Raw genomic sequence first — 11,172 nt, 5'->3', positions numbered from 1 at the left:
CCGGCGAAAGAGTCTCATGTTCGAGACATAGACGCTGTTCAGCCGCGCGGACCCCGCGCGCAAGTCGGACGTTCGGCCGGGACACGCGGTCCGAACGGGGCCCGATTCCGGCTCCCGTAATTGCCCGAACATTGTTAAGGGCGATTTAACCGTGCGCCGTGCGGCCACCGCCGATTCGCAAGAGCACGAGCCCGGCGAGCAGTCCGGCGACGCCCATCCACGCCGCCGGCGTCACGCCGTTGACCTCTTCCGGCCGGCCGAGGAACAGCCCGTCGAAGCCGACCTGCGACACCACGAAGATGCCGACCCCGCAGAGCACCACCCCGAGCGCCGCGACCACCGCGCCCCCTCCCCCGGCGGGCGGCCCGGGAATGCGCTCGGCCCGGCGGAACAGCGCGACGAGCCCGGCCAGCGGCATCGCGCACGCGACAATCCACAGCGGCAGGATGGCCCACCATCCACCGGTGCCGGCGGCCGGCGGTTTCCCGCCGATCAGCAGCAGCACGCCCTGCACGACGAACACGGCCGACAGGTGCCAGCAGAACAGGGTCATCACCACGCCGTTGCCGTACACCACGCTCAGCCACACCCGCGCCCGGCGCAGCCAGCGCTCGGCCGGCGCGCGCACCAGCAGGACGAGGCCGAGCTGCCCGATCGCATAGGCGAACAACGCCATGTTCGGCGGGGCCATGTTCGACGCCGGGCTGCCCGGAAGGCCGACCATGAGCACCGGATACCAATGCGCGCCATAGGTCACGGTCACTGCCACCCCGATGCCGGCGACCGCGCAGGCGGCGGGCATCCAGCCGCGGGTCAGGACGCCGTCGGACCAGAAGAATCCCAGTTGGTGAATGGCCAACCAGATGACGACGAGATTGACCACGCCCGCCCAGAGCTGCCCGTATCGGAATTCGAGCAGATCGAAGCCGATCGCGAGCGCGACGAGCACCGCGAGCACGCCCCAGCCGAACCGGCGGTGCGCGAATTCCATGAGCGGTGCGAACAACACCACCATGAGGTACACCCCGATGAACCACAGCGGCGTGGTCACGCGATCGACGGCCAGTCCCACCGGTCCGCGCTCCCAGCCGCCGGCCTCCAGCACGCCGGCCAGGACCGCCCACACGCCGAGCAGTACGAGCACCGGCGGCAGCAGACGGGCGGTGCGGGAACGGTAGAAATCACCGAGCGATCCGCCCTTGCGCCGCAGCGACGCGAGCGTCATCGCGTGCGCGAATCCGCCGACCGCGAAGAACAGCGGCATGACCTGCAGCACCCAGGTGATGATCTGGAACGGCAGGCGGAACGGGAGTTCCCCGGCCCCGTACAGCGTCACCATCGCGAGCAGCCAGTGCCCGACAATGACCGCACAGATCGACACCACGCGAATCAGATCGACATACCGGTCCCGACGGTCCGGCGTCGCGGCGGCCAGCTGCGCGGCCGACTCCGGGACGACGGCGCTCATGCCGCGGCATTCAGCGGAATCATTGCCACATCATCAGTTGGACCGCCCGCCCGGGCAAGGGCTTGACCCTGACACTGTGACAAGGTCTTGACTGGGGCCATGACGCTCTCCCACACCAACTCGTCGGTGCGGCTGCAGGCGGCGCTGGCGATCGGGACGCATCCGGACGACCGGTTCGTCGAGCCGCTCATCGCCCGGTGCGCGATCGAACCCGACTTCTACGTGCGCGACATGCTCACCTGGGCGCTCACCCGGCACCCGGCGGCCCTCACCGTCCCGCGGCTGATCGCCGAGCTGCGCGACGAGCGGGCCCAGGCGCGCAGTCAGGCCCTGCACACGCTGTCCAAGATCGGCGACCGCGCGGCCTGGCCGGCGATCACCCGCGCGCTGCTCACCGACGCCGACGACCAGGTCGCGCGCACGGCCTGGCGGACCGCGGTCGCGCTCGCGCCGGAGGATGACGCGGACGAGCGTTCCGCACTCGCCGCCGTGCTGGCCACCCAGTTCGGCCGGGGCGACCGGGAGACGCACCTGAGCCTGAGCCGCGCGCTGGTGGCGCTCGGTGACACAATCGAACCGGTGCTGGACACCGCGGCGAACCACCGCGACCCCGGCGTCCGCCGGCACGTGGCGGCCACCGCGCGCCTGCTGCGCGACCCGGAAGCCGCGTTCGAGCTCGGCGTCGAGGCCGCGAAGCGCGTCTACGCGCTCGGGCCAACCAACCAGGAGCACTGACCAACCGGGAGCACTGACCGACCAGGAGGCGTGACGAGCTCGTGTTGATCGGTGATGTGGCGCGGCGCTCCGGGGTCAGTGCGCGCATGCTCCGCCACTACGACTCGCTCGGCCTGGTGCGGCCGACGGGCCGTAGTGGTGCGGGCTACCGCGAGTACTCCGAGGACGACATCCGCCGCATCTTCCACATCGAGAGCCTGCGCACGCTCGGGCTGTCGCTGCGCGATGTCAAACGGGCCCTCGACGATCCCGCGTTCGCACCGGCGGCGCTCGTCGACGACCTGATCCGCCGGACGCGCGAGCGCATCGCGCGGGAGACCGAACTGCTCACCCGGCTGCAGCGCATCGACGCCGCCGAGCCGAGCGGCTGGGAGGACGTGCTGCAGGTCGTCGCGCTGCTGCAGGCGCTGGGCTCGGAGAGCGCCGGCCGCCGGCAACGCGCCGCGCTCTCCGCCGAGGTGCCGGTGGCGGCCCTGGTCGAGGCCGCGCTGCACGAGTCGGAGCCGAACGTGGCCGGCGCGCTGCAGTGGGCCCTCGCGCGTTCCGGCGACGCCGGCCTGGCGCTGCTGGCCGAGGGGCTCGCGTCGCCGTCGCCCGAGGTGCGCGAGCGCGCGGTCCAGGCCATCGCCGAGATTTCCGAAGACGCCGCCACGGTACTGCTCGAAGGCGCCCTCACCCACGCCGACCGCGCGGTCCGCCGCCGCGCCGCCCTCGCCCTCGGCGCGCGCGGCGTCCCCGCCACCGTCGGCACGCTCATCGAGATGGTCGTCGACGAGGCCAACGACGTCGAGGCGGCCGACGCCCTGAGCGCGGTGGCGAGCGATCCCGCGCAGGCGGAGGCCATCGCGGGCGAGCTCGTGCACCGCCTCGCGCACGTCACCGACTCCGGCGCCCGCCGCCGCCTGACCCAGTCACTCGCCGGCATCCCGGGCGCCACGGCCGACCGCGCGCTCGATGAGCTGTCCGGTGACGGGGACCGGGGCGTCGCCGTCACCGCGCAGTACATCCGCGGGCTTCGGGCTCAATAGTCGGCGTGGACGCGCCGGGCGACGCCGTCGACGGTCATCGTGCCGCCGTGCGGAAGGATCCACTGTGGACGGGTGTGGCCGAACGGGACGCCGGCGCACACGACGGCGTCCGGGTTGTAGCGGGCCACCTCCGCCACGACCGCGTCGCGCTGCTCCGCCCGCAGCCGCGCCCGCTCGTCCGGGCCCGGCCGGCTGGTGAAGTCCGAGACCGGTGGGCGCGCCAGCAGTACCGCGGAAACGGCACCCAGCAGGCCCCGCTCCCCCAGCGCGCGCACGATCCAGGCGACATTGCGCGCCGGGAGCAGCTCCTCCGACGTCTCCAGCAGCATCACCCCGCCGTCGAGGACGTCCGGTGCGAACGGGAACCGGCCGGCGGTGAGCACCCACTCGAGCACCTCGACGCAGCCGCCCCAGGTGCGGCCGGTGACCGTGCGCGCCGGGCCGTGCCAGCTCCACGGTTCGGTCGGCTCGCGCTCGCCGTACTCCGTCAGCGCCCGCGGGTCGTCCCAGCGCTGCCCGATGTCCTCGGACTCGCCGGGATCGGTGACCTCCAGCCGGCCGCCGGTGAGCAGCGCCGCGCGCAGCGAGCGCTCGTGCACGTCGTCGACGGCCGGCCCCGGGCCGAGGTGGACCTGGCTGGAGCCGCCGTAGAAACTCGCGATGCCGTGGGCCCAGAGCCACTGGTGCAGGTTCGTGTTGTCGCTGGTGCCCAGGAACGGCTTCGGATCGGCGCGGGCCAGGTCGGGGTCGAGGTGCGGCACCACCGTGATCTGGTCGTCGCCGCCGATCACCGCCAGGATCGCACGAATGGACGGATCCGCGAACGCCGCGTTCAGGTCGTCGGCGCGTGCCCGCGCGGACGCGCCGACCTGCCGCGTCGTCGGGAACTCCACCGGCATCAGGCCGGTCACCCCGTGCAACCGGCGCATCGCCTGTTCGTGCACGGCCGGAAACGCACCGGCCGCCGCGAACGACGGCGACAGGACCGCGATGCGGTCACCCGGTCGCGCCTTCGGGGGCAGTATCAGCTCGGACACGCTGCTAGCCTCGGCGGCATGACGGAGTTCGTCAATCGAGATCTGCGCGGCGCGCACTTCAGCCAGGTCGACCTCACGGGCGCGACCTTCCGTCATGTCGACCTGCGCGACGCGACCATCGAGGGCGACGTCGACCGCCTGGTGATCAACGGCGTCGAGGTCGCGCCGCTCATCGAGGCCGAGCTGGACCGCCGCGAGCCCGAGCGGGTCACGATGCGCCCGACCACCGCCGACGGGTTCCGCGAGGCCTGGGATTTGCTGGAGCGGCGCTGGGCCGAGACCGTCGAGCGGGCGCGGCGGCTCCCGCCGGAGCGGCTGCACGAGTCGGTCGGCGGCGAGTGGTCGTTCATCGAGACGCTGCGGCACCTGTCGTTCGCCACCGAATGCTGGGTCCACCGGGCGATCCTCGGCGACCCCGCACCCTGGCACCCGCTGTCCCTGCCGTGGGACCAGATGGAGGACACGCCGGGTGTACCGCGTGATCGCACCGCCCGCCCCACGCTCGACGAGGCGCTGGCCCTGCGCGCCGACCGCGCGGCCACCGCGGGTTCGCTCATCGCGGCGCTCACCGACGAGCGGCTCGCCGGGACGACCACGCCGGTCGAGGGGCCGGGCTGGCCGCCGGCGCACGCGTTCCCGGTGTCCGAGTGCCTGCTCGTGCTGCTCAACGAGGAGTGGTACCACCGCAAGTTCGCCGAGCGCGACCTCGCCGCCCTGCTCGCCGGTTCATGAGGCGGTTCGTCGTCGCCGTCGTGCCGGTGCCGATGCTCAGAAGTTGGACAGCACGTCGTTGAACACGTCGCGGATGTCGAGCGCGTTCGTGGCGTCGTAGCTGCCGCCCCGCGACGCGCTCGCGATGCGGTCCAGCGCGGCGTTGTCGGCGTCCGAGCCGTACGCGATCGTGAACACCCGCACCGGCTTCTCCAGGCTCCCCTTGCCGAGCTCGTCCACGAGCTTGTTCAGGTCGTTGTCGGCCGGGTACTGGTTCTCGCCGTCGCTGAGCACCACGACCGCGTAGATGCGCCGATCGTTCTGGACGTCCTTCATGCGGGCGACGGCCGATCGGATCGTCGCGTACAGCGCGGTCTCGCCATGCGCGCGCAAGACTTGCACGGACTGGCGGTACCTGTCCTTCGCCGCGCCGGCCGGGCTCAGCGGCATCAGCTCCCGCCACGGGTCCGCGCCGCTCGTCTCCGGCCCGCTGAACGCCCACAGCCCGATCTCGTCGGTCCCGGCGAGGGTGTCGACGGCCGGCGTGGCCGCCTCCTTGGCCAGCCGCAGCCGGGTCTTGTCCGAGTCGCCGACCTCCTGCGCCATCGAGCCGGATTCGTCGACGACGATGAGCACGCTCGCCGGCTTGCGCACCTGGTTCCACAGCGCGAGCAGCGTCTCGACGGTCTTGGCGTCCGGCGGCGCGACCGTGGTGAACGACGGCTCCGACTGCAGGCCCGGGTCCGCCAGCAGCCACTTCCCGGCGTGGTCCTCGACGTCGCGGAACCCCTGGTCGAGGAACAGGGCGGCCTGGGCGGGCTCGTGGACGTACCGGAGAAAATCCTCGGCGGCGGCGGACTGATCGGCGCTGACCCAGGATTCGCGCAGGATGGCATAGGGGTCGTCGGACGCGATCGTGCCGTCGGACGGGTAGATGGCGACCAATGGCGTCTTCGGTGCCGCCTGTTGTCCGCCGTCGAGCAGATTTCCGCGGTTGTACTGGAAGATGACCTGCTCCTCCAGCGCGATCGCGCTCACGTATTCGAGTCCGCGACCGACCTGATCGGCCTGATACAGGTTCTTGGTGAACGTGGACGAACTGCTGCCGTAGTGCACGGTCGCCAATTCCAGGCTGCGCAGCCGCTCGGGCGCGGAGCCGAGCGCCTTGGCGGTCGAGGCGAACGAGAGCAGGCCGGTCGTCGAGGTGTTCGGATTGGTCTTGCCGAGCGTGAACGGCCCCCACTCGGGGTGCCCCTTCGCGCCCCAGCCGCGCGGGTCGGCGGCGAGTGCGGCGAGATCGGACCAGCCGATCCTCGCCCGCGGCCAGCCGAGCGCCTCGGCCATCGGCTTCGGCATGCCGATCACCACCGGCGTGCGCGTGACCGACGGCAGCTCGCCCGGCGGCAGCACCGCGGGGCGCGCCGCGCGCAGCCGCTCGGTCCACACGCTGGAGGACGGCGACCAGATGTCGGGCCGCGGGCGGCCGTCCCACGACGCCCCGTTCGCGAGCGCGTCGGCGACCATGCGCGAGCTGCCGATGGTGACGCCGATGTCGACGCAGCGGCCCGCCGTCCGGCGGCCGGAATCGCGGTACTGCCGGGCGAGTTCGGTGAGCACGGGCGCCTTCTCGTCCGAGCTGACGAGGCTCAGGGTGAGGCAGCGGTCGAGCCAGGCGTTGCTCGCGTAGACGGCGCCGGCTCCGAGCAGTACGAGCACCGCGAGCACGGCCGGCCAGCGGCGCCGCTGCTTCGGCATGATGCCCGGCCCGGTCGCCGGCCGCGTCCGCGCTGCCGCTGGGGACTTCGGCGGCGGCGGTGTCGCTCCCGGTGTCAGCGTCGCGCCCTCGGCCACGATGAGTTCCGGTCGCTCGGTCGAGATCGGCGTCCGGCCCAGCCGGCGGTGCAGCATCGTGGCGACGAGGGACAGGCGGCTTCCGCCGCCGACGAGCAGTACGGCATCCAGGTCCTCGGCTCGAATGCCCGCCTCGCGCAGCACCGCGCGCGCCTGGTGCACGGTCCGGTCGAGAATCGGCGCGGCGAGCGCATCGAGTTGTTCGCGTCCGAACGGTGCGTCGTCCGCGAACAGCGGGACGTGGATGACGGTGGCGGTGGCGCGCGCGAGGCTCTCCTTCGCGGCGCGCACGTCGTCCCAGAGCTGCCGGGCCGCGCGTCTGTCCTCATTGGACTGCGGATGGGTGAGCCGGCGCCAGGTCTGCGCGTCGCGGCCGGAGTAGACCGAGCCGAGGTACGTCACGATCGCCGCGTCCACCTCCAGCCCGCCGGCGTCGTCGAGCCCCGCCTCGGCCAGGACGTCGAACCCGCTCGCGGTGCGGCGCAGCACGGACACGTCGAACGTGCCGGCGCCCAGGTCGTAGATCAGCGCGGTGCCGCCGGGCCCGAGCCCCGCGCTGGTGATCGGCTCCCCGTCGGCGCCGGCGCGCAGCCCACCGTGTGCGCGGGCGGCCGCGATCGGCTCGGCGACGAGCTCGGCCCGGTGCATCCCGGCCTCGCCGGCCGCCTCGAGCAGCACCCCGCGCCGGCGCGGCCCCCACCCGGCCGGGCAGGCGATGGTCACCCGCGCGGGCCGCTCACCGGCGACCCGCGCCGCCTCGTCGAACACGCGGCGCAGCACGGCCCCGATCACGGCCGTGACCGGCACCTCGTGGCCGCCGAGCACCACGGTACCGTCGTCGATGCACCGTTTCGGATGCGGTTCGAACGCGCTCGGATCGGTGCGGGCGGCCCGGATCGCGTCCCGCCCGACGAGCAGCGTCCCGTCGACCGCCCGGCAGACGGCCGAGGGCAGCAGCTCGGAGCCGTCGAAGACGAGCGATCGAGTTGTACCGTCGGCGAGTCGCAGCACCGCCGCGGTGTTGGATGTGCCGAAGTCGATACCCAACCGAAGCCCGGTCACGCCGGACACAGTAGGCGCCGCACGCAAGCCTCCACGCCGGCGACCGCGATGTTCACCGACCGGTCACCCCAGCGACTCCCACCGATGCGTTTCGGGCGGGACGCGCCGCGGTCTGGCACCCTTGCTCGAATGCACATCGTGGCGTTGGGCAGTTCGTTCGCGGCCGGCCCGGGGATCGAGCCGGTGCTCGACCGGCGTACGGGTCGATCGGGCCGCAACTATGCCCGCCTGCTCGGGGACCGTCTCGGCGCCCGGGTGACCGATCTGTCGGTCTCCGGGGCCACCACCGGCACGCTCCTCGCCGACCGGGTCCCGGCCGACGCCGACCTGGTCACGATCACGGCCGGTGGCAATGATCTCGGCTACGTCGGCGGCCTGATCCGCACCGCGATCAGCGGCCGGCTCCGCGCCCACTGGCCGACCCGGCTCCTCGGGCGCCGGCTCGCCCGCAACGCCGTGCCGCCCGTGCGGGAGGCGGACCTCGAACGCGTCGCGGCCGGCCTCGCCCGAGTGGTGATGACGGCCCGCGAGCGCGCACCGCGGTGCCGGGTCGTGCTCGTGGACTACCTGCCGCTGCTCGGCCCCGAGACCGCCTGGACGCGCGCGACCCCGTTCGATCCCGCGCAGATCGCCGCCTTCCGGCACATCGGCGAGCAGCTGGCGGACGCCTTCGCGCGCGCCTCCGCGCGGACCGGCGCCGACCTGCTGCGCGCCTCGGAGCTCGGGGCCGGCCACGCGCTCGGGTCGCGCAACCAGTGGGTGACGGGCCTGCGGCGGCCGGCCCCGTTCCACCCCAACGCGGCCGGCATGCAGGCCATCGCCAACGCCCTGGCCCTGCTCGTCTGAGTGATCCCCGGCTTGCCCTCAGACCGCGCAAAACGGTGAGATCGACGCATGGTCGACATGGCGCGAGTGGCGAGCCGGTGTTCCGGGGTGACGAGGTCGCGGGCCTTCGAGGTGGCGATCGTGCTGCTCATCGGGGCCAACGCGGTGGTGCTGGCCATCGAGACCTATCCCCATCCGGGCGCGATCGGCGACGTGCTCGACGAGCTGGAGTGGGGTTTCCGCATCGCGTTCGTGGCCGAGATCGTGATCCGCATCCTGGCCCACGGACGGCGGCCGCAGGACTTCTTCAAGCAGGGCTGGAACGTGTTCGACTTCGTCGTGATCGCGGCGGCGTTCGTGCCCGGCCTGCACGGCGACTCGGCCGCCCTGCGCGTGATCCGCATCGCGCGCGTGTTGCGGCTCGTGCGTTTCTCCCCCGGGCTGCGCACGATCGTCACCGCCCTGCTGCGCAGCCTGCCCGGCGTCGGCGGCTTCCTCGCCCTGGCCCTGGTGACCCTGTACGTGTACGGGATGGCCGGCTGGCTGATCTTCGGCAACACCTACCCGGAGGAGTACGGGACGATCGGCGCGGCCGTGCTCACGCTGTTCGTGCTGCTGTCGCTGGAGACCCTGCCCGACCTGATCCGGCAGGGGCTGGACCTCTCGCCGTGGACGCTCGTGTACTACGTGAGCTACGTGCTGCTCACCGCCAACCTCCTGATGAACATCCTGATCGCCGTCATCGTCAACTCGATGGAGGAGGCCCGCCGGCTGGAGATGACCGACGGGCTGGCCCCGGACTACGACGTCGACGGCGACGGCGTACCGGACGAGATCGACCGCATCGCGATCAGCCAGCGCCTGGACGACCTGCGCGCCCTCGTGCAGGAACTGGAACGTGACCTGCGCATCGACCGCGGCCCGGGTGGGCCCGGCGCGGTCACCCAGCGCCGGGCCCACGAGTGATCAGCTGATCTGCACGGCCGCGTCGTCGAGGACGAACGAGGTCTGCAGCGAGGAGTCCTCGGTGCCGTTGAACTTGAGCGTGACCGTCTGGCCGGCGAACGCGCTCAAGCTGTACGACTTCTGCACGTAGCCCGTCGCCTTGTTCAGGTTCGACAGCGTCCCGAGCGTCGTCGAGCCCGCGGTGATGGTCAGCTTGTCGTAGGCCGTCGACGTCGTCGTCTCCGCGCTGTCGATGTGGACGTAGAACGACAGCGTCGCCGTGCAGCCGGACGGGATCGTGACCGACTGCGACAGGCTCTCGGTGTGCGTCGAGCCGTAGCCGAGCAGCCAGGCGCTGTACGAGCCGCCATGCGCGGCCTGGCCCTGCGACGCCCACTGGCCGATCGCGCCGGTGGTGCCCGACCAGCCGGTCGCGCCCGACTCGAAGCCGGGGTTGGTCAGGACCTGCGCGGACGTGCAGCCGGTCGGCGGCGGGGTGGTCGTCCCGCTCACCGAGGTGGCCCAGATGGTCGAGGCGACCCCGTCCGCCGCGCGGTTGAGCAGCGTGGCGTTGATGTTGCTGGTGGTGTCGCAGGCCTGGTGGTAGCACGAGTCGTACGCGCTGTTGGCGGTGCCGCCCCACTTGGCCGCCTGCGCCGAGGTCTTGCGCGCGCTGGCGCCGGCCGCGTAGCCGGAGGTCGGAATGCCCACCCGCTCGAACGAGTAGTCGTCGGAGCGGCCCGCGCCCTCGGTGTTCTCCTCGGGCTGCAGGCCGAGCGAGTCCCAGTACGCCTTCATCGGCACCGCCGCCGAGGACGTGATGTGGTTGATGAAGTAGCCGCCGTTGGTCGAACCGACCATGTCGAAGTTGTAGTACGCCTTGATCTGCGTGCGCTGCGTGCTCGTGAGCGCATTGGCGTAGAAGGCCGAGCCCTGCAGGCCCTGCTCCTCCCCGGCCCACCAGGCGAACCGCACGTGCCGGCTCATCGTCGGGTGCTGCTGGGCCAGGACCAGCGCGTTCTCCAGCAGCGTGGCCGAACCGGAGCCGTTGTCGTTGATGCCCGGCCCGGCGGCCACGCTGTCCAGGTGCGCACCGAACATGGTGATCTGGTCGGACGGCCCGCCCGGCCAGTCGGCGATCAGGTTGTTCGCGCGATACGTGCAACTCGTGCACGTCTGCTCGGCCACCGTGTAGCCGGCGGCCTGCAGCTTGCCCTTGATGTACGCGACGGATGCGGTGTATCCGGCGGTGCCGCTGCGCCGGGTGCCGCCGTTGCTCGAAGCGATCGTGCCGAGCTGTGCGAGGTGGGCCTGCACGTTGGCCACCGCGATGTCGGGCGCGGCGGCGAGCGCGGGCGTGAGCTGGACCGGGGGCGCGGCGCCGGCCGGGAGGGCCAGACCGGCCCCGATGAGCGCGGCGGACACGGTCAGTGTCAGCGCCACTGCACGGGATCTCATGGGAGAGCTCCTCGATCTCGGGGAGAGGGGTGGCGCGAGATTCGCACGCGTC

9 protein-coding genes are annotated in these 11,172 nt (G+C 72.4%); 5 read left to right on the top strand and 4 right to left on the bottom strand.

The window, feature by feature from the left end; all coding sequences use genetic code 11:
- Positions 1-145: 145 nt before the first annotated feature.
- On the bottom strand, positions 146-1,468 hold the full coding sequence (locus ACQP00_RS16070) for an acyltransferase family protein (RefSeq protein WP_433219749.1): 1,323 nt from the start codon (positions 1,466-1,468) through the stop codon (positions 146-148).
- A gap of 99 nt (positions 1,469-1,567) precedes the next feature.
- On the opposite strand from ACQP00_RS16070, the gene ACQP00_RS16065 reads away from it, so the two are divergent.
- On the top strand, positions 1,568-2,203 hold the full coding sequence (locus ACQP00_RS16065) for a HEAT repeat domain-containing protein (RefSeq protein WP_433219747.1): 636 nt from the start codon (positions 1,568-1,570) through the stop codon (positions 2,201-2,203).
- A gap of 41 nt (positions 2,204-2,244) precedes the next feature.
- Positions 2,245-3,231, top strand: coding sequence for a HEAT repeat domain-containing protein (locus ACQP00_RS16060; RefSeq protein WP_433219745.1), 987 nt, complete (start codon positions 2,245-2,247; stop codon positions 3,229-3,231).
- On the opposite strand, the gene ACQP00_RS16055 is transcribed toward ACQP00_RS16060, so the two are convergent.
- Positions 3,225-4,214, bottom strand: coding sequence for a S66 family peptidase (locus ACQP00_RS16055; RefSeq protein ID WP_433223869.1), 990 nt, complete (start codon positions 4,212-4,214; stop codon positions 3,225-3,227). The two genes, ACQP00_RS16060 and ACQP00_RS16055, sit on opposite strands and share 7 nt — an antisense overlap.
- A gap of 72 nt (positions 4,215-4,286) precedes the next feature.
- Here ACQP00_RS16055 and ACQP00_RS16050 point away from each other — a divergent pair, with 72 nt between their 5' ends.
- Positions 4,287-5,000, top strand: coding sequence for a DinB family protein (locus ACQP00_RS16050; RefSeq protein WP_433219743.1), 714 nt, complete (start codon positions 4,287-4,289; stop codon positions 4,998-5,000).
- Positions 5,001-5,036: 36 nt separating this feature from the next.
- Here the strand turns inward: ACQP00_RS16050 and ACQP00_RS16045 are convergent, their stop codons facing one another.
- Positions 5,037-7,892: an Hsp70 family protein gene (locus ACQP00_RS16045; RefSeq protein WP_433219741.1), complete on the bottom strand. Its 2,856-nt coding sequence runs from the start codon at positions 7,890-7,892 to the stop codon at positions 5,037-5,039.
- Positions 7,893-8,021: 129 nt separating this feature from the next.
- Between ACQP00_RS16045 and ACQP00_RS16040 the strand changes: the two genes are divergently transcribed.
- Positions 8,022-8,738, top strand: a complete 717-nt coding sequence (locus ACQP00_RS16040; RefSeq protein ID WP_433219739.1) for an SGNH/GDSL hydrolase family protein — start codon at positions 8,022-8,024, stop codon at positions 8,736-8,738.
- 87 nt (positions 8,739-8,825) lie between these two features.
- The gene (locus ACQP00_RS16035) at positions 8,826-9,683 is read left to right on the top strand and encodes an ion transporter (protein WP_433219737.1); all 858 of its coding nucleotides are present in this window, start codon (positions 8,826-8,828) and stop codon (positions 9,681-9,683) included.
- Here the strand turns inward: ACQP00_RS16035 and ACQP00_RS16030 are convergent, their stop codons facing one another.
- The gene (locus ACQP00_RS16030) at positions 9,684-11,120 is read right to left on the bottom strand and encodes a M28 family peptidase (RefSeq protein WP_433219735.1); all 1,437 of its coding nucleotides are present in this window, start codon (positions 11,118-11,120) and stop codon (positions 9,684-9,686) included.
- Positions 11,121-11,172: the final 52 nt, after the last annotated feature.

The sequence above is a fragment of the Dactylosporangium sp. CS-047395 genome (assembly GCF_050942185.1).
Lineage (GTDB): Bacteria > Actinomycetota > Actinomycetes > Mycobacteriales > Micromonosporaceae > Dactylosporangium.
Note: the sequence above shows the minus strand (reverse complement) of the source record. Positions and strands in the feature narration are given on the sequence as shown.

Coding starts and splice junctions, on each gene's coding strand:
- ACQP00_RS16070 (WP_433219749.1), bottom strand. CDS start 1,468: ATGAGCGCCGTCGTCCCGGAGTCGGCCGCGCAGCTGGCCGCCGCGACG.
- ACQP00_RS16065 (WP_433219747.1), top strand. CDS start 1,568: ATGACGCTCTCCCACACCAACTCGTCGGTGCGGCTGCAGGCGGCGCTG.
- ACQP00_RS16050 (WP_433219743.1), top strand. CDS start 4,287: ATGACGGAGTTCGTCAATCGAGATCTGCGCGGCGCGCACTTCAGCCAG.
- ACQP00_RS16040 (WP_433219739.1), top strand. CDS start 8,022: ATGCACATCGTGGCGTTGGGCAGTTCGTTCGCGGCCGGCCCGGGGATC.
- ACQP00_RS16030 (WP_433219735.1), bottom strand. CDS start 11,120: ATGAGATCCCGTGCAGTGGCGCTGACACTGACCGTGTCCGCCGCGCTC.